The sequence below is a fragment of the Streptomyces sp. 2114.4 genome (assembly GCF_900187385.1).
Lineage (GTDB): Bacteria > Actinomycetota > Actinomycetes > Streptomycetales > Streptomycetaceae > Streptomyces > Streptomyces mooreae.
Window position 1 is genome coordinate 175,623 of the sequence record NZ_FYEY01000001.1, and the last position, 22,003, is coordinate 197,625.

General features: G+C 70.9%; 21 protein-coding genes and 1 pseudogene. 10 read left to right on the forward strand and 12 right to left on the reverse strand.

The genetic code is table 11. The features are described from left to right. Positions 1-301: 301 nt before the first annotated feature. From ggt to CFW40_RS37720, 3 genes and pseudogenes are all read right to left on the reverse strand, one after another. Entirely contained in the window at positions 302-2,146 is a 1,845-nt protein-coding gene (ggt, locus tag CFW40_RS00770; protein ID WP_088795890.1) for a gamma-glutamyltransferase, read from the reverse strand. A 257-nt stretch (positions 2,147-2,403) separates the two neighbouring features. Then, positions 2,404-2,826 carry a TIGR03668 family PPOX class F420-dependent oxidoreductase gene (locus tag CFW40_RS00775; protein ID WP_371127218.1) on the reverse strand — a complete coding sequence of 141 codons (423 nt, stop codon included), beginning with the start codon at positions 2,824-2,826 and terminating at the stop codon, positions 2,404-2,406. Between the two features lie 56 nt (positions 2,827-2,882). Next, positions 2,883-3,011: pseudogene (locus CFW40_RS37720) on the reverse strand (LLM class F420-dependent oxidoreductase); the annotation flags it as partial. Positions 3,012-3,263: 252 nt separating this feature from the next. On the opposite strand from CFW40_RS37720, the gene CFW40_RS00785 reads away from it, so the two are divergent. Next, positions 3,264-5,405 (forward strand): DNA-binding transcriptional regulator, encoded by a 2,142-nt coding sequence (locus CFW40_RS00785; protein ID WP_088795893.1) that lies wholly within the window; start codon positions 3,264-3,266, stop codon positions 5,403-5,405. Positions 5,406-5,414: 9 nt separating this feature from the next. Further along, complete coding sequence (locus tag CFW40_RS00790; protein WP_088795894.1) at positions 5,415-5,972, forward strand: DNA-binding protein; 558 nt, start codon at positions 5,415-5,417, stop codon at positions 5,970-5,972. Positions 5,973-6,044: 72 nt separating this feature from the next. Here CFW40_RS00790 and CFW40_RS00795 read toward each other — a convergent pair whose 3' ends face one another. Further along, positions 6,045-6,932 carry a LysR family transcriptional regulator gene (locus tag CFW40_RS00795; RefSeq protein ID WP_088801825.1) on the reverse strand — a complete coding sequence of 296 codons (888 nt, stop codon included), beginning with the start codon at positions 6,930-6,932 and terminating at the stop codon, positions 6,045-6,047. A gap of 76 nt (positions 6,933-7,008) precedes the next feature. On the opposite strand from CFW40_RS00795, the gene CFW40_RS00800 reads away from it, so the two are divergent. Both CFW40_RS00800 and CFW40_RS00805 read left to right on the forward strand, forming a co-directional pair. Then, on the forward strand, positions 7,009-7,749 hold the full coding sequence (locus CFW40_RS00800) for a hypothetical protein (RefSeq protein ID WP_088795895.1): 741 nt from the start codon (positions 7,009-7,011) through the stop codon (positions 7,747-7,749). A gap of 453 nt (positions 7,750-8,202) precedes the next feature. Beyond that, complete coding sequence (locus CFW40_RS00805; protein WP_088795896.1) at positions 8,203-8,793, forward strand: choice-of-anchor C family protein; 591 nt, start codon at positions 8,203-8,205, stop codon at positions 8,791-8,793. 331 nt (positions 8,794-9,124) lie between these two features. Here CFW40_RS00805 and CFW40_RS00810 read toward each other — a convergent pair whose 3' ends face one another. Continuing rightward, the gene (locus tag CFW40_RS00810; protein ID WP_088795897.1) at positions 9,125-9,571 is read right to left on the reverse strand and encodes a PPOX class F420-dependent oxidoreductase; all 447 of its coding nucleotides are present in this window, start codon (positions 9,569-9,571) and stop codon (positions 9,125-9,127) included. 188 nt (positions 9,572-9,759) lie between these two features. Further along, on the reverse strand, positions 9,760-10,278 hold the full coding sequence (locus CFW40_RS00815; protein ID WP_256331672.1) for a lamin tail domain-containing protein: 519 nt from the start codon (positions 10,276-10,278) through the stop codon (positions 9,760-9,762). Positions 10,279-10,928: 650 nt separating this feature from the next. On the opposite strand from CFW40_RS00815, the gene CFW40_RS00820 reads away from it, so the two are divergent. From CFW40_RS00820 to CFW40_RS00835, 4 genes are all read left to right on the forward strand, one after another. Beyond that, positions 10,929-11,423 (forward strand): hypothetical protein, encoded by a 495-nt coding sequence (locus CFW40_RS00820; protein WP_088795899.1) that lies wholly within the window; start codon positions 10,929-10,931, stop codon positions 11,421-11,423. Between the two features lie 20 nt (positions 11,424-11,443). Beyond that, positions 11,444-11,887 carry a DUF2690 domain-containing protein gene (locus CFW40_RS00825; RefSeq protein WP_176956623.1) on the forward strand — a complete coding sequence of 148 codons (444 nt, stop codon included), beginning with the start codon at positions 11,444-11,446 and terminating at the stop codon, positions 11,885-11,887. 447 nt (positions 11,888-12,334) lie between these two features. Then, positions 12,335-12,634 (forward strand): hypothetical protein, encoded by a 300-nt coding sequence (locus CFW40_RS00830; protein WP_088795901.1) that lies wholly within the window; start codon positions 12,335-12,337, stop codon positions 12,632-12,634. Positions 12,635-12,807: 173 nt separating this feature from the next. Beyond that, positions 12,808-13,092, forward strand: coding sequence for an antibiotic biosynthesis monooxygenase (locus CFW40_RS00835; protein ID WP_088795902.1), 285 nt, complete (start codon positions 12,808-12,810; stop codon positions 13,090-13,092). A gap of 305 nt (positions 13,093-13,397) precedes the next feature. Here CFW40_RS00835 and CFW40_RS00840 read toward each other — a convergent pair whose 3' ends face one another. The 3 genes from CFW40_RS00840 to CFW40_RS00850 form a co-directional block, all read right to left on the reverse strand. Continuing rightward, positions 13,398-13,673, reverse strand: coding sequence for a hypothetical protein (locus CFW40_RS00840; protein ID WP_088795903.1), 276 nt, complete (start codon positions 13,671-13,673; stop codon positions 13,398-13,400). A 243-nt stretch (positions 13,674-13,916) separates the two neighbouring features. Beyond that, the gene (locus tag CFW40_RS00845) at positions 13,917-14,717 is read right to left on the reverse strand and encodes an AAA family ATPase (protein WP_256331671.1); all 801 of its coding nucleotides are present in this window, start codon (positions 14,715-14,717) and stop codon (positions 13,917-13,919) included. Positions 14,718-14,895: 178 nt separating this feature from the next. Then, positions 14,896-16,116 carry an AI-2E family transporter gene (locus CFW40_RS00850; protein ID WP_371127216.1) on the reverse strand — a complete coding sequence of 407 codons (1,221 nt, stop codon included), beginning with the start codon at positions 16,114-16,116 and terminating at the stop codon, positions 14,896-14,898. Between the two features lie 410 nt (positions 16,117-16,526). On the opposite strand from CFW40_RS00850, the gene CFW40_RS00855 reads away from it, so the two are divergent. Both CFW40_RS00855 and CFW40_RS00860 read left to right on the forward strand, forming a co-directional pair. Then, positions 16,527-16,886 (forward strand): YciI family protein, encoded by a 360-nt coding sequence (locus tag CFW40_RS00855; RefSeq protein ID WP_088795905.1) that lies wholly within the window; start codon positions 16,527-16,529, stop codon positions 16,884-16,886. Further along, a complete protein-coding gene (locus tag CFW40_RS00860; protein WP_256331670.1) occupies positions 16,883-18,133 on the forward strand; it encodes an RNA polymerase sigma factor in 1,251 nt (416 codons plus the stop codon). The genes CFW40_RS00855 and CFW40_RS00860 overlap by 4 nt, the downstream gene beginning before the upstream one ends. A gap of 76 nt (positions 18,134-18,209) precedes the next feature. On the opposite strand, the gene CFW40_RS00865 is transcribed toward CFW40_RS00860, so the two are convergent. From CFW40_RS00865 to CFW40_RS00875, 3 genes are all read right to left on the reverse strand, one after another. Then, positions 18,210-18,908: a hypothetical protein gene (locus CFW40_RS00865; RefSeq protein WP_088795907.1), complete on the reverse strand. Its 699-nt coding sequence runs from the start codon at positions 18,906-18,908 to the stop codon at positions 18,210-18,212. 291 nt (positions 18,909-19,199) lie between these two features. After that, a complete protein-coding gene (locus CFW40_RS00870) occupies positions 19,200-21,161 on the reverse strand; it encodes a SpoIIE family protein phosphatase (protein WP_256331669.1) in 1,962 nt (653 codons plus the stop codon). Positions 21,162-21,210: 49 nt separating this feature from the next. After that, positions 21,211-21,912: a class I SAM-dependent methyltransferase gene (locus CFW40_RS00875; protein WP_088795908.1), complete on the reverse strand. Its 702-nt coding sequence runs from the start codon at positions 21,910-21,912 to the stop codon at positions 21,211-21,213. Between the last annotated feature and the right edge of the window lie 91 nt (positions 21,913-22,003).

Here is a 22,003-nt window from a genome sequence, read left to right on the forward strand (position 1 = left end):
GCCACAGCGGCCTCGACCCGATGGGCCGAAGACCGTCCTGGCACCTGTCCTGACGGTGTGGTTCTGCGCGCCACGTGGTCCAACTCCTCCCCCGGGTAAGGCAATCGTAGGAGGTGAACGGTACGGCCCGCCACCGATTGTGATCATTCAGGGGGGCTTCTGCGCCATGGTCGGAGGTGACGAAGGCAGAGGCGGGGCCGACGCGGGCCGCGGCATGTCCGGGAACCGTGCAGGCCCGCGGTCCACACACCGCAGACGACGGCGCGGTCCCCTCCGGGGCGTGCCCCGGAGGGGACGGGCGTCAGCGGGACTCGTTGAGCACCATGGCCGAACCGCCGCCACGGCGCTTGGGTTCGGCCACCGCGGTGACCTTGCCCTGCGGCAGGAATTCCAGGGCGGCCACCGCCCCGATCTCCGGTGACGGGGTGAAGGCCTTCGGAGCCAGGACGAAATGGTGGCCCATGGCTTCCAGCTTCTTGCGTTCGGGCGAGGCCAGGAAGGCCGGTTCGGCTTCTGTCGCCGTCTGGTTCCGTTGCGACAGCCGCGGTGCGGCGACCGCTGCCGGCAGCGACATGCCGAGGTCCAGACGGTTGACCAGGGTCTGCAGCACCGTGGTGATGATCGTGGCGCCGCCCGGTGAACCGACGGCGATCATCGGCTTGCCGTCCCGCATGACGATCGTCGGCGACATGCTGCTGCGCGGCCGCTTGCCGGGGCCGGGCAGGTTCGGGTCCGGCGTCCCCTTGGTGAGCGGCGCGAAGTCGAAGTCGGTCAGCTCGTTGTTGAGGAGGAATCCGCGTCCGGGCACGGTGATGGCCGAGCCACCGGTCTGCTCGATCGTCAGGGTGTAGGAGACGACGTTGCCCCAGCGGTCCGAGGTGACCAGATGCGTGGTCGAAGGCCCCTCGTGCGGTTGCTTGTTGCCGGTCTTCCGGTCACAGCCCGCATCCGGATGGCGCGGGTCGGCGGGAGCCAGCGGGCTGGTCAGCGCCTTGTCGGGACGGATCTGACAGGCCCGTGCCTTGCCGAACTCCTTCGAGAGCAGCTGCTTGGTGGGCACGTCCGAGAACGCGGGGTCGCCCACCCAGCGGTTGCGATCGGCGAAGGAGATCCGGCTGGCTTCCAGGTAGTGGTGCAGGGCCTGGACCTTGTCGGCCTTGGAGAGGTGGAAGTTGCCCAGGATGTTCAGCGCCTCCCCCACCGTGGTGCCGCCGGCCGAGGACGGTCCCATGGAGTAGACGTCCAGACCGTGGTAGCCGGTCCGGGTCGGTTCCCTGCGTTTGGCGGTGTAGTCGGCGAGGTCGGCCGTCCGCATCAGCCCGGGACGGGCCTTGTGCCGGGCGCCGGGGGCCATCGGCGGCTTCTGGACGGTCCGCACCACATCCCGCCCCACCTCGCCGTGGTAGAGCGCGTCGATGCCCTTACGGGCGAGCAGCCGGTAGGTGCGGGCGAGATCGGGGTTGCGGAAGCGTGAGCCGACCACCGGGAGTTTGCCCTGGGGCAGGAACAGGTCGGCGGTGGACTTGATGTCGCGGAACCGCTTCTCGTTCATGGCGGTCTGGGCCCGGAACTCGTCGTTGACCACGAAGCCGTCGTCAGCGATCCGGGTGGCCGGGCGCAGGGCCTTCGCCAGGGAGACCGTGCCCCAGTCCTTGAGCGCCTTCTGCCATGTCGCCGGCGTGCCCGGGACACCGACCGACAGGCCCGAGTTGATGGCGTCCTCGGTGGGGAGGGGCTTGCCGGTGGATCGGTCGAGGAAGGAGTCCGCGCGCATGCTGCGCGGAGCGGTCTCCCGGCCGTCGAGGGTGTGTACCTTCTTGGCCTTGGCGTCGTAGTAGACCATGTAGCCGCCCCCGCCCACCCCTGCCGAGTAGGGCTCGACCACGCCGAGCGCGGACGCGGTGGCCACCGCGGCGTCCACGGCGTTGCCTCCCTTGCGCAACACCTCGAGCCCGGCCCGTGAGGCGTACGGGTTGACGCTGGAGACGGCCCCACCGCTGCCGGTGGCCACGGCCTTCTTCGCGGGCGGCCGCTCCTTGGCGTCGGCGGCCGATGGGGCGGCGTTGACCTGGCACGCGGTGGCCAGCAGGGAGAGACTGAGCGCAGCCGCTGATGCGGCGGCGACAGCGGTACGACGGACAGCCATACGGCCTCCACGACTTCACTGTGGTACTTGAGAGGGATTCCCGAACCCTGGCATCGCTCGGGCAGCGGAGCAACGCCGCACTACAAGGTTTGCGCGAGATCTGAGGTTTCCCTCCGGTAACCCGTCCGGAGGGTCGAGGCGCCGAAGACCGTTCCGGGGAGAGGGCAGCGAAAACGCCAGTCCCCGGCCGGACGGGGGAGGCCAGCCGGGAACCAGCACGGCTGGTGCCCCGCGCATCGGGTCCGAAACGTGGCCCGTCAGCTGGCGCGCCACCCCGACCAGCGGCTCACCGCGATCTCCACCACAGGTCCTTCCGGCGGACGGTCGCCGTACTGCTGCCGGTACTTCCGCACCAGCAGGTCTACGTAACGCGCCGACACCGCCGCTTCGCCGGCCGGCGGCAGCACCACGGCGGTGCCGTCCGCCCGCGCCCACCACAAGCGGTCCCAGTCCTCCTCATAACCGTCGACGAGGAGGCACACCTCGGGACGGGCACGGATATGGGCCAGCCGCTTCAACCGGACCGTCCGCTTCGGCTTGTGGTCCACGGCGAAGACGACGGTGTCCCCGGTGACGGCGAAGACCGCGGGGACCAGGTGCGGGCGACCGTTGGCGTCGACGGTCGCGAGCCGGCCGATCCGGGCCCGGGTGAAGTGCTCCCGGGCCTGGTCATTCGTCATCCTCGGCACGGCGGGGCCCCCGTGCTCACCGGAAACGCTGCGCGACGTCGGCGAGCTCGTTCCACCGGGAGGTGGGTGTGCTCGGCGATGAACAAGGAGTCGAGCCCCCGTTGCTCGACCGCGCGCCCGGGTGGGGCGGGCGCGATGCCCTGGTCGGTGATGAACGTCGCCGCACCGAACTTCACAACAGCTCCCTCGGGTTCCAGGTGCTCGGAGGCACGGGTGCGCGAGCGCGCGAGGCCGCGGGCCCGCACTCCCGCGAGGCCGCGGCCCTTAGCAGGTACCCCGATCGCCTCCGGCCCAACAACTCGTACAGCCGGAAGGGCGAAGCCTCGGCACGGGTGGTCGCACGCCCCAGATCAAGCCCTTACCCATGGGATAAAATGAAGGCTAAATTCAAGGGTAAATGATGCTAGCCTCGGAACCGGAGGTGGCGCATGCCCAGCGAGGAAGAGCTGTTCGCGGCGGTTGACGCACTGCTGGAGGGCGAGCCGCAGTTGCCGTCACCGGCCGAGCGGTCCCGGCTCCGGGAGGCGGCCGGTGTCACGCAGGCCCGTCTCGCCCAGGTGCTGCGCACGACGCCGCAGACGGTGAAGAACTGGGAGCACGGCCGCAGCGAGCCCCGGCCGCCCCGACTGCAGGCGTATCTGCGACTGTTGGACGGCTGGGCCACGCAGCATCCGGCGCCCGCGTCCGAACAGCCGGCCGCGCCCGCCCCGGCCCCCACCGCCGCGCCCCCCGTCTCCGCACCCGTCCCCGCACCCGAGGCGGCACCCGTCCACGGGCCGTCGGCATCGAGGCGCACGGCCGCGAGGCAGACGGCCGCGAGGCAGACGGGAACGACGAAGACCGCGGCGGGGCAGGCCGGCGCGAAACGGGCCGCAGCGAAGAGAACGGCCCCGGCCGAGGCCGACGACCCGCGCTTCGCCCACGGCCCGCTCGCGGTGCTGGACGGTGACGGCTCGGCCTACTGCGTCGGGGGCCTGGTCCTGGACTGCCCGGCCAAGACCTTCCCCACGCTGGTCGAATGGGCCCTGACCGAGGCGAAACTCGGCGCTGCGAGGCTCCACCGCCACGGCAAGGACGCCGACCCCCTGATCGTCCTCACCGACACGGCCGCCGAACGACTCGGGCTCCCTGCCGTCCTGGAGGACCGGCGCGGGCTGCGACTCCCGGAGGACCACAAGGTCCTGCGGCAACTGGCCAAGGCCAAGTGGAAGCTGACCAAGCGTGGGTTCGGCCCCTGGGCCCGGATCTACCGGCCCGCCGAGCACGGCAAGCGGCAGTGCGTGCAGTTCGCGATCCTGCCGTGGGGCGCCCTCGACACCCGCTCCTGGGGGGAGACCGACCGGCTGCCACCGGCCGAAGTCGCCGCCGTCCTGGGCACGTACGCCACTCGGGTCCTCACTCCGCGCGGTTCCACGGCCGTCTGCGGCCTGGAACTGATGAGCGCGCTGCGCCCGCCGACCCGCGCGGTCAAGGACCCGGCGACCGGCTCCTGGGTGTCCGGGCCGAACCCGGGCGCGCTGACCGAGCCGGTCGACCCCGCGCCGCCCGAGGCCCCCGCCGAGCACCCCCTCGTCGCCACCCGCTACCCCCGCCACCACGTACGCACCCCGGACCAGGTCATCGACGAGGAGGCGTACGACTGGTTCCGCCCCCTCACCGACGAGGAGTGCACCCAGGGCTACACCCATGCGGTCGGCATCGACGTCAACATGGCCTTCGCCGCCGCCGCCAACCGGCTCGTCATCGGCACCGGCCCGGCAACCCACGTGAAGAACCCGGCGTTCGAGCCCAAGCTGCCCGGCTCCTGGCTCGTCGACCTCTCGCACATCGAGACCGACCCCCGGCTGCCCAGCCCCTTCACGCCCAGGGGGACCCGGCCGGCCGGACCTGCCTGGTACGCGACATCGACCGTCGCCTACGCGGTGGAACTCGGCTACGACGTGGCACCGGCAGAGGCGTACGTCCGCCACGAGCACGCCGCCTACTTCGACGCCTGGTACACCCACCTGCGCGACGCCTACATCGCCACCATGGCCGACCTCGGCGTCACCACCGGCATGCCCGACGAGGACTTCCTAGCCGCGATGGACCGTCACAAGAGCGTCGATCCGGGGCAGGCGGCCGTCCTGTCGGCCATCAAGTCGACGGTCAAGGGCGGCATCGGCAAGCTGCGGGAACGCCCGCAGGGCATCGCCTACAGATTCGGCGAGCCCTGGCCGGCCCTCTCCCGCGCCACCTGGAGCCCGCACGCCAGGGCAGAGCTGATCGGCAAGGTACGCACCAACCAGCACCGCAAACTCATGGCATGGGCGAGGGCCGGTCTCTTTCCCGTGGCCATCCTGTCCGACTGCGCCGTCTACCTCTCCCACGGCCCCAGCCCGCTGGACTTCATGCCCCGCACCCCCGACGGCAAGCCCTTGCCCGGAGGGTTCCGCCTCGGCGTCAGCCCCGGCATGGTCAAACACGAAGGCACCCGCGACTTCCTCTGGCTCGCCCAGACGATCGAAGAGGACCGGATCAACCCGGCCCGCCACATCAAGGGCGACGACGCCCCCGACACCGGAGAGTAGGGGCATCCGATGGGCATCCTCCGCGACAGTCTCGACAAGGCCGAGGCGAACACCGCCACCCGCCCGATCCCGAAATCGGCCGGCGCCCAAGTACGGTTCCTGGTCAAGCAGGAGAAAGGCTCCACCATGGCCGTCGCGCGGCTGCTGCGCGTCTCCCAGCGCACGGTCGAGCGCTACCTCAAGGCGCAGATCAAACGGCCCCGCAAGGACCTCGCCGCCCGCATGGAGCGCGAGGTACGCAAACGGTGGCAGCCACGGGTGCGCGAGAAGGCGAAGCAGGACGCGGCCCGTACCGGCGGCATCGTCATCGAAACGCGGGCCCGGTTCGGATTCGCCGCCGCACCCGGCACCACCGACGACGGCCGGATCCGCCTCATCACCCAGCACCTCCCGCCCGCCTACGCGGCCCGCCTCTTCGAAGCCCAGGCATCGGGCGCCACCGAGCAGCAGTTGCGGAACATCGCGGCCGAAGGCCTGCAGGAGATCTACTTCAAGGACCACGGCCGCCGCGCCGACGGCCTCCTGGTGAAGTTCACCGACATCGACTACGTCGAGCTGGAATTCTGATACCGCGAGGGGCACGCGGGGCGACTTCACGGAGGGGCAGGTCGGACAGGGTGCGTGCCGGCTCCACTGCGGTCACTGCGCGCGCCGCAAGGTGTCGACGAGTTCGGCGGCCGGGGTGGTGGGTGTGCGGGGGTGAAGGAGCTCGGTGCGGTGCACGAGACGGGGCTCGGTGATCGGTACGGCCACGATGCCGGGGAGCTCTCCGGCTGCGGGCAGGGCGGCAACGGTGAGGCCGGCTCCAGCGGCCACCAGGACGGACAGTCCGCGGATGTCGGTTCCGGTGTAGGTGAGTTGGTGGCCGAAGCCGTCGGACTGGGCGGCGGCCCGTAGCTGGGCCAGGGGTATGGCGGCGTCGGGTGCGTCGATCCAGCGGGCGGCGGCGAGGTCGGCCAGCCGCAGCGCCGGACGGCCGACGAGCGGGTGGGCGGCGGGCAGGAGTACCGCGAGAGGTTCCTCGCTGAGGGCGAAGGCGGTCAGGGGTCCGGCGTCGGGCAGCGGCAGCGGGTCGCTGGGTGCCACGGCCCCGTCGACCAGCGCCAGGTCGGCTGCGCCGGTCAGCACCGCCTGGACCGCCTCGCGACGACCACACACCCGCACCGAGGTCGCGAGCTGCGGGGCCTCGGTGCGTGCGCGTACCAGAGCGAGCGCGGTGGCGGGCGTCAGCGCGCCCGGCGTGCAGGCCACCGCGAGCCGCCCCGGGCGCACCTGCCGCAGGCGCACGACGTCGGCCCGCGCCGCCTCCAGGCGCAGCAGCAGCGGCCGGGCGTGATCCAGCAGCCGCTCGCCCGCCTCGGTCGGCGCCACCGGGCGGCGGGTGAGCAGCGGCGCCTCCAGATCGGTCTCCAGGCTCGCGATGTGCTGCGAGACCGCGGACTGCGTGTAGCCGAGGGCCTGGGCGGCGACGGAGAAGGAACGGTGGTCGACCACGGCGACGAAAGTACGCAGCTGCTGTGGATCCATGAGCATCAGTATTGCTGATTCCGGATGCAGTGATCATCGTTGGACGTGATGCAGGCGGGCGGCTCAGGATGGCTACGTGATACACACCGCCCGCGTCGCCCTGGTCGGCGACCGCTCGCCCCACGTCCGTTCCCACACCCGCATCCCGGGCCTGCTCGACGCGCTGCGCGAACGAGACGGCCTGGACCTGGACGCCTACTGGGTCCCCACCCAGGACGTTACGGACCACAGGACCCTGTCCGGGTTCGATGCGATCTGGGTGCTGCCCGGCAGCCCATACCGCAGCGAGGCCGGCGCGCTCGCGGCCATCCGCACCGCTCGCGAGGACCGCATCCCCCTGCTCGGCACCTGCGGCGGCTTCCAGCACGTCCTGCTCGAATACGCCCGCAACGTGGCCGGGCTGGCAACGGCCGGTCACGCGGAGAACGCTCCCGGCACATCGGCGGCCGACGCCGTCGTGGTACCGCTTGCGTGCTCTCTGGTCGGTCACGAGGGCACGATCGAGCTGACCACCGGCTCCCGCGCCGAAGCGCTCATCGGCGCCGAACGATCCATCGAGCGCTACCACTGCAACTTCGGCGCCAGCCCCCACCACCTGGAGCTGCTGCGCACCCACGGGCTGCAGTTCACCGGCACCGACACCGACGGCGAGGTGCGGATCGCCGAGCTGCCGAAACATCCGTTCTTCCTCGCCACCCTCTTCCAGCCGGAACTCGCCGGCGACGGTGCCCGCCCGCACCCCCTCATCCGCGGCCTCGCGACGGCCGCCGTTGCCCGGGCGAACGCGGCGGCACGACAGGGCTCAATCGGCGGGTGAGCATGTCACCTGGCAGGGCTGAGCGCCCAAGTCAGCGAGCTGCTCATGGCGTTGGGCAGATGAGTTGGCGCCTCTTCGGCGACGGTACCTGCGCGCATGGCGTTACGGAGCGGGCTCACGGGGTCGCCGGCATGGCACTGTGACCTGTTCAGGTGAACATCACGGCTCTTGATACGTCGGCGGTCGGCCGGTTCTGGGCGGAGTCGCTCGGCTGGAGTGGAGCGGAGCGGCCTCTGATCGGTCAGCCGCCACTCGCAGCCGGTGATGTGCCCGCAGCCGGCCCTGGCTGATTCTTGTCGGCGCGCCGTGCGCAAGCGCGGCGCGCGACGGTGAACTCACCAGGGCAGTTACCCCCGGGCGCCGTCTTCGCGATCTGTCCCTGGCGAGGCCCGCGCTAAAGACTTCGTGTGCTCCACCAGTACGCCCGAACGCCTTCTTCACCCGGAGGAACACATGGTGTCCTTACGCGTATCCGTCGCCACCGTTGCCGCTGCCGGCCTGCTGGCTCTCCTGCCCGGTACCGCGCTGGCGGCCCCGGTCGCGCTCGATGACGGCAGCTTCGAATACCCGGCCGCGCCCGCGAACTCCGTCAGTGTGCTGCAGGCGGGGCAGTCCCTCGGCCCCTGGACGGTCGACAGTGGTTCGGTGGACCTGATCGGCAGCGGCTTTTGGCAGGCGGCTGACGGCGCTCAGTCCGTCGACCTCAACGGCTCGGGCCCGGGCAAGGTGTCGCAGACCTTCGCGACGACGGCGGGCAAGACGTACACGGTCTCCTACGCGCTGGCCGGCAACCCGGCGGGCAATCAGGGCGTGAAGACAGGTGCGGTTCTCATTGACGGACAGAACTTCCAGGACTTCTCGTTCGACACCACGGGCAAGACATTTGCCCGGATGGGTTACGTGGGACGTCAGGTGACGTTCGTGGCCACCGGTGCCTCCACGACCTTGTCGTTCGCCAGCACCACTGCCAGTGGCGCCTACGGTCCGGTGATCGACAACGTACGGGTCGGGTCCTGCTGCTCCTGCTCGTCCTGCTCCGGCTGACCGGCGCCACGACGCGCCTGCGGACGACCCGAAGATCACGGCCTGAGGCTGACAGGAGGCCGAAGCCGAGGAGGCGGCCCCGTACGCGAACGTGATCCTGCGGTGCGGCGTACCGCTCTGTCCGCGCCCGAACAGCACCGAGCCCCGGCCTTCGAGCGTGGAGGCCGGGGCTGACACGCCATCGTCGGCTTCACGCGCGCGCCTTCCGCAACTCGGTGCCCTGCAGCCTCGTGTGCTCAGTAACTGAGTTGGCGAGGCCGAGCGCGTCAGTCGGAGGCAAGGACCGGTAGGCCCTCCTGCGCGGGGAGCGGGCCGCGCTTGAGTGGGCCGGTCACGGCGCGGGGACGGGGCCGCCGGGCCGGAACCGCTCCACCCCGACGATGTGACGCACCTTGACCGGGCGCACGATCACCGCAACCCGCTGCTCCCCCGGCATGATCCACTCGAACCGTTCACTGCCCAGGTACTTCCGGGCCAGCCGGTCCATGTGGTCGTGCGCCTCCTGGCCGTCGATGAAGCGGGCCACCTCGCCGCTGATCTGCACTCGGTCGAAGGGATTGTCGGCGTCCGCGTGCGAGAGATAGACGCGGGGGTCGCGGCGCAGGTTCTCCTCCTTCACCCGGCCCACCGAGGTGTTGAACATCAGCTCACCCTCGCCCTCCAGATCCACCCACATCGGGCTGACCTGCGGTGCTCCGTCGGCGAACACGGTGCCGACGTACCAGATGTTGGGGGCTTGCAGCCGGGCGCGGACGGCTTCGTCAAAGATCACAGTCATCCCGGCAGGCTACCAACCATGATCAACAGGACGGATCGGAGGGAGCCGTGGATTCCGCATCGGGCTCACGACGTACCGGGCAGGCGGGCAGGCCCGGACATAGCAGTGCGCCGCAGGTGCAGGCACCTGCGGCGCACCGGGTGGCCGGAGAGCGGCGACATCACCTCTCACCGGCCGGTTCCGGCTGATCAGTGGGCGTGACCCCAGTGGCCCCAGTGACCGTGGCGCCCACCGTGGCCGTGCTGACCCCAGCTCTCGCAGTCAACGACCCGGCGGTGGTCGTTGCTCAGGACCGCGGTGCCCCTGTGGTTGTCCCAGACGTAGTCGCGACGGTCCTGGAAGAGGTCCCAGCGGTTGTCACGGCCGATACCCGTGTGGACACGGACCTGTGAGTGGCCACCCAGACGGACGTTGCCGAAGCGGTAGGTGTGGCCCGCGCGGTCCGAAAGGGTCCAGCCACGCAGGTTGACCGCCGCACGGCCGTTGTTCTTCACCGTCACGTACTCGGCGTTCAGGCTCCTGTTGGAGTAGTCGTCCCGCCCGGGGCTGTCGTACTGGATGGCACCGAGCACCACCGCCGAGCGGTGGTGCGGAGCCGGAGCATGGCCGTGGCCGTGGCCGGCGGCAGCGGCCGGGAGGACGGCGGTGGCCGCCAGAGCCACGGAGCCGAGGACCGTGGCGGCGATACGCGAAGTCTTACGGAGCACGAAAACCCCCTGGATACGGCACCCACAACGAGGTGCCGGAAACCGGATACCCGGCCGGTTTGACCGGGCTCCCACACAGTGACGGCTGGTCACACCTTGAGGGAAGAAATCCAGTTTGGTGTGACAAAACACAGACATATACACAACCACACCACGCCAGGCGCACACTCTCCCGCGCTCACCAGCGCAAATGCGACGCCCTGTACACGCACCCAGACGCCGCAAGGGTTACTGGCGGTGTACACCTCGGGGCTGCGGTGTGCACCTCGGGGCTGCGGCGGGCCCTCGCGCCCCCGGTGCGGAGCGCCGCCGTGAGAGCAAGGGACACCGCGCGTCCGGCAACGGTCACCGGCACCGCCGTCCCACGACCACCTCATGAGTGTTGGTGTCCCAGCAGCTCAGCGCCCACCGCGTCCCGTGAGGTCCCCAGCCGGTCGGTGAACTGTGTTCCGTCACCGTTCCGACGGACATGATCGGTGCGGCGAGACAGGAGGCCCGGTGCTGCCCATAGCAGCCGTTCCGCCGACAGACGGCCGCCGCACCCAGGGAGCACCGCCCCCACCCGGGGCCAAGCCCGTCGCCTCCTCGGCCCCTCGCCTCGAATTCCCTGTGAATTCGCCTCGGATAGTCGTCACGAAGGGAACCCGGCTATGTCCACCCCTCTGTCCGTTCGCAGCGGCCTCGTCGCCGCGCTGGCCGCGGCTGCCCTCGCCGCGCCCGTCGTCACCGCGGACACCGCGGCCGCCAGCGGTTCGAAGCTGACACATACGCAAGCCGCGAGCAGGCTGCGGGCGGCCGGTATCAGCTGGACCTCCAGCGGTCACTGCTCGGACCGCAACAACCGGCGATGCACGTCCTTCACCAGGATCAACTCCGGCACCGTCAACGGGATCATCACTTTCAAACGGGCCGCCCGGTGCGCCGTCACCATCACCGGCGGCACCGAGACCGGCCATGCATCCGGCCGGTACAGCCACTGGAACGGCTACAAGGTGGACATCTCCCCGACCGGTTGCGTCACGAACTACATCAAGCGCACGTTCCGGTACGCCGGCAAGCGCGGAGACGGAGCGCCCATGTACAAGTCTTCCACGGGCAACATCTACGCCCGGGAGAGCAGCCACTGGGACATCACCTACAAGTGACCGGGAGAGAGGAGACCACCGTGCGCAGCGTCATACGTCTCGCCGTCACCGCCGCAGCCGCCCTCCTGTTGACCCTGTCCGGAACCGTGCCCGGGAACGCGGCTCCCGCCCCGGTCACGGCCCACTGCTCGGGCAGCGGCTGCGCCGGGAAGAGCCCCGCGAGCACCGGCTGCGACCACCAGGCGCGCACCGTCCGCCGCAGCACCGAAATCGGCCCCTTGGTGGAGCTGCGCTACAGCTCGGCCTGCCGGGCGGCATGGGTCCGTGTCACCCATGCGCGGGGCGGTGACCGGATCGAGGCGCGGAACAAGGGCGGCGCGTGCCGGCACACCTCCTGCTACGCGAAGACGGTGGCAGCGGGCCACTCCTCCGCGTACACCGCCATGGTCAACGACAAGGGGATCAAGGCCTGGGGCTGCCTGCAGCGGCGCAACGGCAACGTCGTCTGTACGGAGGCATATTGACGGGACGTCAGGGCGGTGGGCGCGCAAAGCCGCGCCCACCGCTCGCATGCACTCTCCCGGCTCTTCGTATCGCGTCGTATCGCGTCGTATCGCGCAGGGTACTCAGGCGCATTCGACAACCGCGCGGGTCCCACGAGCCGGCGGGCGGCCTCGGCTTCCTCGACCGGGGCCTGGACTCCGCTTCGGCGAGTGCTCAGGCACGAGCATCCCCATGCGTCCGCGTGAACACGCCACATAGAATCCCCCTGCCGGTTCGTCCGTCGCCCCCGCCCACTGAAAGGTGCCGCCGTGCCCGAGCAGTCCGTGTCCGCCGCCCCCGCCGACGGCTGCGCTCACTCCCTCGCCTTCACCGGCGACGTCGTACCCGCTGTCCCTCGCCCCTGAGGGACACCTCCAGCCCAGGCCCGCCGCTTTCCCCGGCCCACCCGCAAAAGGACAACCCCACCCGTGAAGAAGAGCGCGATAGCCGGCGGCTGCATACTCGGCCTTCTCGTGATCGCCGGCGCCTACCAGGGCAGCACCGCTTCCACCGACCCGCTGACCCTCGCCGAATACCAGAAGATCAAGGCCGGCAGCAGCGAGAAGATCTTGTTCGCCTACGCCAGCACCTGCCAGCGGGAAAGCGAAAAGCCGGCCGAGGGCTATCCCCTCACCTGGACGTGCTACGGCGCCGACGGAAGCAGCAGCGCGGTGTTCTTCTATTCCGAGGGTGTGCTGTTCAGCAAGGCGCAGACCGGGCTCACTTAACCCGGTCATCCACGAGTGTGTGATGCGGTGACGCCGGCCCCTCCTCACTTGCCGCTTGGTGTGCGCGCCGTGACCACGAGGCGCCTCTCCTCGGCTTCCGCCATCTATACGCAACCGTATGTCCGGGTCCAGTATCGCTCTATACGCCATCGTATACATGAGGGGGCGGCAGCATGCCGGTCGGATTCGTTGCTTTCCACTACCCGCGGCCTGAGTACGTCGAGGAGTTCACCGACCGTGTGCACAAGGCTGCTGAGTTCCTGCGGCCCAGGCCGGGTTGCCTGTCGGTCGAATGCTGGGCCACGACCGACGGAGAGGCGATCGTGACCACCGGCCGGTTCGAAAGCGAGGAGGCCCTGCAGGCGGCGTTCGCCGGTGCCCTCGAATCGGGCGTCATCGTCGACGCCGACGAGCGCGAAGTCCGGCCCCGCCAGTTCTTCACTCTGCTTGCCAGGTAGCCGAGAAGGCAGCTCCGCTCGCGATCCGGGAGAGGGGCGATACAGGGGCGTGAAGTTGATTCAGTTGCGCCAGCACCCCATCACGCCCGGAATTCCGGCACTCCGGCACCGATAACGAAATGCAGCCGGAGTGCGCCGCCGGGCCTGTTTCCCGAATGCATAATCCTGCACGGTGTCTAAAAATCCGTCAGGTCGTGACACGCAGTCGGGGCATCCGCTGCCTGCGGGCGCTGCGACCCCCGCCATTCGACGGGGCCGCGGCGCCCTGGTCTTTCAGTGAAGCCGGGAGAGACGATCGTCGGGGGTCACTTGCCCGACGTCTCCGCCAGGCGGAAGGGGCCCGCGGCGCCGGGGCCGAACATCACCGGCAGGTTGCGCCCCAGCGGCACCACCACGACCGGCTCTTCACGGTACTCCCTGAGAAAGTTCTCCAGGGGTTCCCAGATGAGACTCCGGTAGGCCGTCTCGCTTCGTTGGGGTTCGAAGGACAGGGTCAGCGCAGAGTCCATTACGGTGACGCTCACGGCGTCCACTTGCAGCCACTCTCCACCGATCCAGGCTTCGAGCCTCACGTATGACATGACGCAAGGGTGCCTTGCACCTCGTGCCGCCCGCAAACCAGCCCCGAGTGAGGCCTACGCCCATACTGTTCGGACGACGGTCGCGACCGCGTCCTGCAGGAGTGTCCGGGGCGCTGTGCCCTGCCTGGCGAGTCCCGCACGGCACGTCTTGGGCGGCGAGGCCCCGACCGGCTCACGTCGTCGGCTGCCGCAGGTAAGGCGTCGCCCCGGGGCTCACCGGGCCGGAGCGGAGTGAAGGGCGGGCTACGGCCGTACCCCGCCCTCCGTCACGGGCGGACGGGCCGGTGCGGGGACGAACTCGACGGCCGCCACCTGCTCTCGTGAACCGCGGTCCAGCAGGACCACCGATTTCGCCTCCGGCACCGGGTCGGCGGCCGGGTTCGCGGACGGTGCGGACCGCTTCGGGAGCCTGACGGGGTGTGGGGATGGCGCGTCACCGGCTTCATCGGTGGCAGCTCGTGGGGCAGGCATCCGGGCCGCGTCGAGTCCGGACAACGCCCCGAGCAACCGGTCGAGGCCTCGGCGATGCCGGACGAAGGCGCGGCGCGGGGCCCACCGGCCGCGGGCCCGCTGCCCCGACAGCGCCTCGGCCACCCCTACGTCCAGCAGCACCAGGTGCAGTTCGCGTCCCTGCCGTCCAGCGCTTCTCGCCAGCCACCGGCGCATCCACGGCCGGCCACCGCAATCGTGGACGAGCAACGCCTCGCCGTCGCGTACCGCCGTACGCAGCCACCGGAAGTACTTCCACCGCGCCCACGGGCGGTACACCGCGTACGGCAACCGGGCCGGCATCACCGCCTCACACGCGAGATGCACGGTGCGCGGGTCGACCACGGACGCGGCCTCGGACCAACGCCGCAGCAAGGTGCTCTTACCGCTCCCCGGCAGCCCGGAGACCACCACCACCGCCCCCGGGGGATACGACAACCGGGCCGGCACGTCTCCCGGGCCTCGCAGATCCACCAGTCCGCGCGGCCGCAGCAGCAACCCCCCGTGCGGTTCAACGGACTCCTCCCCCGGACCCGGCCAGACCGAATTACCCACTACGCGCGTCCTTTGACCTCACAGGTTTCCCTCACCTTCCGCGACGTGCGATCTTCACACACGGCTCAGGGACTGCAAAGCCGGGACGGTGCGTATGCGTACCGGTTGCTGCCGCCCGCCGCGGCGATGCCGCCGGCCGTTTCCACCAACTCGTCTGCCGTCGTCCGGGAGGACCTGCTCAGCGTCCCGGCGGGGTGGACGGCGGGCGTGGGTGTGCGCGCAGCACGCCGTACACGGACCAGGCCACGGAGACCAGTGGTACGGCGACGACCGCTCCGGGCACGCCCGCCGTGACGCTGCCGCAGATGACCGAGAGCGCCACCACCACCGGATGCAGACGGACGGCCCGGCTCATCACGAGGGGATGCAGCACATGGCCTTCGATCTGTCCGATGGCCACGATCAGCAGCACCACGACCACCGCCACCAGCGGCCCCTTGGCGGCCAGCGCCACGACGGCGGCCACGGCCAGGGCGATGGGTGAGCCCACCAGCGGGATGAAGGCGGCGAAGAACTCCAGCACGGCCAGCGGGACGGCGAGGGGGACCCCCAGCACGAAGAGCGTCACCCCCACCAGCACCGCGTTGATCGCGGCCACCACCACGATCCCGCGGGTGTACCCGGTGAAGGTCACCCACGCGGCACGCCCCGCCAGACGTACGGGATGCCGCCCGCGCCCTGGCAGCTGGCCACCGAACCACCCCCACATCCGGTCGCCCGAATGCAGAAAGAACACCGCACAGAAGAGCGCCAGCACGCCCACCGTCAGGACTTCCACCAGCTGGCCCACGCCGCTGAGCGCGGTGCTGATCAGACTCGCGCGATGGCTCGACACAAACCGTGTCACCCGCGTCTGCAGATCCGAGAGCGTCCCCGCACGCAGGCGGAACGGCGGGCCTTCGAGCCACCGCTCGATCCTCGCCACACCGCCGACGAACTCCCGGCGCAGTCCCTCCCACTCCCCCGCGACATTCGCTCCGATCAGACTCAGGATGCCGAAGAGGAGCACGATGCCGAGCAGCAGGCCGCCCGCGACCGCCACGGACCGCGGCATCCAGCGGTTCAGCAGACTGACCAGCGGTTCCAGAAGAGCCGTCAGCACCAGGGCCAGGAACACCGCCAGCGTCACCAGTTGGAACCGCCCCAGCGCCGCAAAGATCGCGTAGACGGCGGCACCCACGATGATCAGGCGCCACCCGTAGGCCGCCGCCACCCGCAGCGACGGCGAGACCTCGGTCTCCGCACCGGCACCGCGTTCCGGCGTGCCCCCGGCCGACCCGCGGATGCCTATGACGCGCGCCCCGCGGGCCAGGCGCCGCGCGGTGTTCCTGCGCCGCTGCGCCGTGACCCCGTGGGCAGCGGGATCCCGCCCGCGATCCCCGCCGGATCGGTTCCGCACTTGGCCGCCACCACCTCCCTCCCCTCCCGTGCCCAGGGCCGGAAGAGGGACGTCTGCCGCGCGAGAGACGGGCAGCCGCCCTCCGCGCATACCCCAACGTGGTATCACCGCGAGCGGACCTTCGAACGTGAGCGGGGCTGCATTCCCCCAAAGGCACGCGGCAGGGAAAGCGGTTCCGGGGCGGAGGGCGCGCACCGGGGAGCCGATGGCCCACGCTGGAAGAGAGGGCGGCCCTGCAGAGGGCACTTCCGCAGCGGGTGCCTGAGGACACCTCCGCTCCCCCGTCGCCGGAGCGGGCCCAGAAGAATCTGCCGACCGGTCGTGCTCCGGTGTCGATCCGCGACGAGGCCGTTCGTATAGAAGGTGAGACGCCGGCACAGGGCCGGAAGACTCGGCACAGGAGGCACACCATGACGCACTACCTGCTCAGCATCTACCAGCCCGACGGGGACGGGACCCCGCCGCCGCCGGAGTTCCTGGAGCCGATCATGCGGGACGTCGAGGCCCTGAAGACCGAGCTCAGGGCGGCCGGTGCCTGGGTGTTCTCCGGAGGTCTGCACGCGCCGAGCACGGCCACCGTGGTGCGGCAGAAGGACGACGAGATGCTCACGACCGACGGGCCGTACCTCGAGGGCAAGGAGCACATCGGTGGCTTTACCGTCATCCAGGCACCCGATCTCGATGCCGCACTCGCATGGGGCCGCAAGCTCGCCCGCGCTACCACCCTCCCCATCGAGGTCAGGCCGCTGCAGGACGGGTCCTGCGGGTGACATCCGGCAGGCCGGGGGCGACCGCGGCGGACCTCTCCCGCGTGTTCCGCGAGGAGTACGGCCGTGCGGTCGCCGTCCTGGTCCGCGTCTTCGGTGATCTCGACGTCGCCGAGGAAGCGGTCCAGGACGCGTTCACCACGGCGGCGGAGCGCTGGCCGTCCGCCGGGCTGCCCCCGAGCCCGGCGGGATGGATCATCACCACCGCCCGCAACCGGGCGATCGACCGCCTCCGCCGGGAAGCGTCCCGCGACGACCGGCAGGCCCAAGCCGCTCTGCTGCACGCCGGGGACGCACCGGCCGAGGAGGGCCCCGTGCGCGACGACCGGCTACGCCTGATCTTCACCTGCTGCCATCCCGCGCTCGCCCCCGCCGCCCGGGTCGCCCTGACCCTCCGGCTCCTCGGCGGGCTGACCACCGCTGAGATCGCCCGCGCCTTCCTGGTCACCGAGCCGGCCATGGCGCAGCGGATCGTCCGGGCCAAAGGCAAGATCCGCGACGCCCGTATCCCCTACCGAGTGCCTGCCGACGCCGATCTCCCCGACCGCCTGCGGGCCGTACTGGCCGTTCTCTACCTCATCTTCAACGAGGGCTACACGGCCGGCTCGGGTGAGGCACTGGTCCGCGACGACCTGTGCCGGGAGGCGATCCGCCTCGGCCGGCTGCTCACCGAGCTCATGCCGGACGAGCCCGAGGCCACAGGGCTGCTCGCCCTCATGCTGCTGACGGCATCGCGCCGCGCCGCCCGTACGGGCCCGGACGGCGCCCTCGTCCTGCTGGCCGACCAGGACCGCGGTCGCTGGGACCGTGGTCTGATCGCCGAGGGCCACGCCCTCGTCCGGCGGTGCCTGCGGCGCAATCAGCCGGGCCCCTACCAGATCCAGGCGGCGATTCAGGCCGTGCACAGCGACGCACCGACCGTGGCGGCCACCGACTGGCGGCAAGTGCTTCAGCTGTACGACCAGTTGCTCTCCTTCGACCCGAGCCCCGTCGTGGCTCTTCACCGAGCGGTGGCGGTGGCCGAGGTCGAGGGGCCCGAGCAGGCGCTCGCCGTCGTCGGCGGCCTGCGGCTCGACCGCTATTACCTGTTCCACGCCGTCCGTGCCGACCTGCTCCGTCGCCTCGGCCGCTATGCCGAGGCGGCCCTGGCGTACGAGAAGGCGATCGCCCTTACCGAGAATGCAGCGGAGCGCGACTTCCTGCGGCGCAGTCGTCAAGCCCTTCCCGGGGAGGGCCGAGGCCGGCAGTGAAGGACGCGGCCCGGCTGCCACGGCAGCCGGAGGGGCCCCGGGGTCGAGGGGCGACGGACCGGTGCGGCGCGGGCCGCTATGCCGAGGCGGCGGCCAGGGACGGAAGCGAGGCGGGCGGGGCGGGGGCGGTGGCGTCCAGGATCTGGCAGGCGTCCGCATCGTGGTGAGCGAGGACGGCGCTGAGGGCTTCGTCCGCCTGGCCGTGCGGCTGGGTGTCCGGCAGAACGGTGATCGACAGATGGCGCAGGAGCTCGGTGTGGGCGGCCAGGACCTGACGGGTGCGGGTATCGGAGAGGTCGGTGAGCAGCAGGCGGGCCGCGGTGTTGGCGGCGCGCAGGCGGGGCTGATGGATGCGGCGGTGGGAGCGGGGAAGGGCGCGCCAGGCGGTGTTGGCCACGGTCACCAGGCGCCAGATTTCGTTGTCGGCGGGTTCGGTGTCGTAAAACCGCAGGCCGTAGCGGCTCACCAGCCAGTAGGAGGCCGCCAGGACGAGAGCGGTGGCGGTGTCGAAGGCCAGCCAGAGCTGCAGCAGCGGGGGCCGGCCGCAGGCCGCTTGTAGCACCAGGGCGGCGCCGGCCCCGCCGGCTCCGAACAGCAGCGCCCCGGCGAGCAGGAGGAGAAAGGTCGCCGGGAGGGCACCGATCCCGTTGTCACTGTCCAGACGCGCCATGCCCTTCCAATGGGGCGCCAGATAGCGGGCGTAACGGGCCGGCTTGGGGGCGGGCTCGATCAAGGCGATGCGTCCGGCCCAGCTGACGCTCTTCGGTCTGTTCATCGTTTTGGTGGCCGAGAGGGGGCTGTTACAGGGAATCATGTGAGCGACAACGAGCCGTGAGGGAAAACGCGACAGGCGGGGCGGAGGTTTAGGCGGCAGATTCCTCCCACCGGCCGGGCGCGCGACGCAGCGGCCGGAATGCGCCGGTGGAACACCTGGCCGATCATCCGACACATCGTCACCGCGGAGCTGCGGCGGAGGGAGTCCCCGGCCGGACGGGGGGCCGGCCGGGGACTGCAGAGCGTGTGCCCTGCGCGGCATCACCGAAACACGGGTCGGAGTTACGCCGTGTCACCGTTTTTCTTTGGGACCCCTCGGTCGGTACTCCTCTGGGATCGGCTGCTCGAACCAGACGACCTTGCCCGTGCTCAGCCGGGTCGCCCCCCAGCGCTGCGCGAGCCGGTCGACCAGGAACAGGCCGCGTCCGCCCTCGTCGCCCGCCTGGGCACGCCGCATCCGGGGCACCTGCGGTGAATCGTCGCCCACTTCGCAGCGGAACACATCGGTCCGCAGCAGCCGCAGGGCGATGGGCCGGGAGGCGTAGCGCACCGCGTTCGTCACCACCTCGCTGACCAGGAGTTCGGTCGTATCGAGCAGCGAGTCCAGGCCCCAGCGGTGCAGCACTCTGCGGGTCAGCTGCCGGGCCCGGCCGGCCGTTTGCGGCTCGGGGTTGAGGAACCAGTAGGCGACATTGCGCGGCGGGAAACCGTCGAACCGGGCGGCGAGCAGCGCGACGTCGTCGTCCCGGGCACCGTGGTCCAGAATGGTGAGCACCGTGTCGCAGAGCATTTCCAGTGGCGGGGAGGCGACCACGGCGGCGGTGGCTTGCAGACGGGCGCACAGCGCCTCCACTCCTGTCCAGACGTCCCTGCCGCGGGACTCCACGAGGCCGTCGGTGTACAGGAGCAGGGTCGCTCCCGTGGGTGCGGGCATCTCCACGGATTCGAAGGGGACACCGCCCACGCCGATCGGCGCGCCGGGCGGGATCCGCAGCACTTCGGCCGACCCGTCGGGATGCAGCAGTACCGGGGGCAGATGGCCGGCGTCGGCCACCAGCAGCCGCTGCGATATGGGGTCGTAGATGGTGTAGAGGCAGGTCGCCATGTGCTCGCTGCCGAGGCGCTGGGCCTGCTCGTCGAGGTGGTGCAGGACTTCTTCCGGCGGCAGGTCGAGCCCGGCGAGGGTCTGCACGGTGGTGCGCAGCTGCCCCATGATCGCGGCGGAGGTCATCGAGTGGCCCATGACGTCGCCGACGACCAGCGCGACGCGGTTGCCGGGCAGCGGGATCGCGTCGTACCAGTCGCCGCCCACCTGGGAGGTCTCGGCGGCCGGCAGGTACCGGCTCGCCAGCCGGACACCCGTGGTCTCGGGGAGCGAGGAGGGCAGCATCGTGAGCTGGAGCGCATCGGCGAGCGAGGCCTCGTGCCCGTGGAGCACCGCTTTGTCGACGCCGGAGGCGGTGTGGGCGGCGAGCTGGGAGGCGACGAGGAGGTCGTCGCCCGTGAAGGCGAGCCGTTCGGCGCCGCGCAGCAGGGCGACGGTTCCGATGAGGTGCCGGCGGCCGTACAGGGGGGCGACGATCAGCCGTCGGCCCGGCGGCGGTGTCGCCGGCCCGCTCGCCACCGGCTCCAGCAGCTCGGTCAGCGCGGGGGCGATCTCCGGGGCGTCGCCGAACGCGGGACGCCCGGCCAGCAGGAGCTCGGCGAAACGGCCGGTGACCGTGAGCCGGCCGAAGTCGCCGGAGCCCGGAGGCGCGGCGGTGACCAGGCCCTCCGGCCCTTGAGCGATGCTGTGCAGCCGCAGGGCGAGCGGGCCGCCCGGCTGCCGCTCCCCGGCCGGAAGGGGATCACGCAGGTGGACGAGCACCGCGTCGGCGAAGGTGGGGATCGCTGCCCGGCACAGTTCCCGGAGGGTTTCGTCCTGGCCGAGGCCCCGGGCGATCCGCCGCGTGGCGGCTTCGAGGTAGCGAAGCCGGTCGGTCGCCGTCCCGGGGGCGTGCTCGGTCGCGTCCCGGACGCCCTCAACGGGGTGCTCGGCGGCGGCCGGATCCGGACGGGTGGTGCCGCGGCCGGGTGCGGCCTGGCTCTTCGGGGGCACGCTGCCGGGGCGTCCGCTTGCGGGAGGCGGCCGGACCGGCGGAGCGGGGCCCGGTTCGCCGGGCGTGGTGTTCACTGCCAGGTCCTGGGACGCACCACGGCCCTCGGTCCCGGCGGGGACCCGACCGGGGCCGTGGTCGGGGGTGCGGGGCTCCATTATTCGTCTCGTCCGTCCGGTGGGCGTCAGGGACCGCGGGGCGGTGACCTCAGCCGCGTCGTGAGCAGTTGAGGAACAGCTGCTCCTCGGGCGGCACGTCCGAGATCGCGGGGGCGTAGGTGTACGAGGACTCGTCGACGATCTCGAAGTCCGCCTCCTCGATGACCGCGCGGAGGTCGTCCCGCAGGTAGCCGGACACCCGGATGGTGTTGCCGAGGAACGGGATCGTGAAGTAGTCCACATCGGCCTCCACCATGGAGAGGGTGAACAGACCACCGGGAACCAGCAGGTCGTGGATGGTGCGCAGGGCTCGGGGGATCTCGGTGCGCGGCAGCATCAGCAGGGAGAAGAAGGCCGCGACGGCATGGAAACGTCCCAGGTCGTGGGGACCGCCGGGCACCACGTCGGCGATGTCCAGACGGTGGAACGTTGCACGGGGCACATATTCCCGGGCGAGGTCCACCATCCCACGGGACAGGTCGACGCCGACCACCTCGAAGCCCGCCTCCACCAGCTGCCGGGCGGTCGGGAGGCCGGTTCCACAGCCCAGGTCCAGCACACGGGACCCGGCGGGCAGCGTCGCGATCAGCCACTCGGCGGCGGCGAGCTGCCCCTTCTTGTACGGGAAGGCCTCGTCATAGCGGTCGCCGATCGCGTCAAACGCCTCGGCCTGCCCCTCGCGGTCGGGCCGGGTGCCCTCAGGGGCGGCCTCATCGCTCCCGTAACCGGTCTCCAGAAATCCTTCGCTCACGAATGACGCCTCTTCACGTGCGTGTATTCGATTACCTCCATCATGCACCCCGTCCGTCCGCCACCGCCCCCTGCGCACCGGGCCGCCGAGG

What these genes read in the sequence shown, in the direction of transcription:
- ggt (WP_088795890.1), bottom strand. Translation starts at nt 2,146, where the DNA reads ATGGCTGTCCGTCGTACCGCTGTCGCCGCCGCATCAGCGGCTGCGCTC.
- CFW40_RS00775 (WP_371127218.1), bottom strand. Translation starts at nt 2,826, where the DNA reads ATGACGAATGACCAGGCCCGGGAGCACTTCACCCGGGCCCGGATCGGC.
- CFW40_RS00785 (WP_088795893.1), top strand. Translation starts at nt 3,264, where the DNA reads ATGCCCAGCGAGGAAGAGCTGTTCGCGGCGGTTGACGCACTGCTGGAG.
- CFW40_RS00790 (WP_088795894.1), top strand. Translation starts at nt 5,415, where the DNA reads ATGGGCATCCTCCGCGACAGTCTCGACAAGGCCGAGGCGAACACCGCC.
- CFW40_RS00795 (WP_088801825.1), bottom strand. Translation starts at nt 6,932, where the DNA reads ATGGATCCACAGCAGCTGCGTACTTTCGTCGCCGTGGTCGACCACCGT.
- CFW40_RS00805 (WP_088795896.1), top strand. Translation starts at nt 8,203, where the DNA reads ATGGTGTCCTTACGCGTATCCGTCGCCACCGTTGCCGCTGCCGGCCTG.
- CFW40_RS00810 (WP_088795897.1), bottom strand. Translation starts at nt 9,571, where the DNA reads ATGACTGTGATCTTTGACGAAGCCGTCCGCGCCCGGCTGCAAGCCCCC.
- CFW40_RS00820 (WP_088795899.1), top strand. Translation starts at nt 10,929, where the DNA reads ATGTCCACCCCTCTGTCCGTTCGCAGCGGCCTCGTCGCCGCGCTGGCC.
- CFW40_RS00835 (WP_088795902.1), top strand. Translation starts at nt 12,808, where the DNA reads ATGCCGGTCGGATTCGTTGCTTTCCACTACCCGCGGCCTGAGTACGTC.
- CFW40_RS00840 (WP_088795903.1), bottom strand. Translation starts at nt 13,673, where the DNA reads ATGTCATACGTGAGGCTCGAAGCCTGGATCGGTGGAGAGTGGCTGCAA.
- CFW40_RS00855 (WP_088795905.1), top strand. Translation starts at nt 16,527, where the DNA reads ATGACGCACTACCTGCTCAGCATCTACCAGCCCGACGGGGACGGGACC.
- CFW40_RS00865 (WP_088795907.1), bottom strand. Translation starts at nt 18,908, where the DNA reads ATGAACAGACCGAAGAGCGTCAGCTGGGCCGGACGCATCGCCTTGATC.
- CFW40_RS00870 (WP_256331669.1), bottom strand. Translation starts at nt 21,161, where the DNA reads ATGGAGCCCCGCACCCCCGACCACGGCCCCGGTCGGGTCCCCGCCGGG.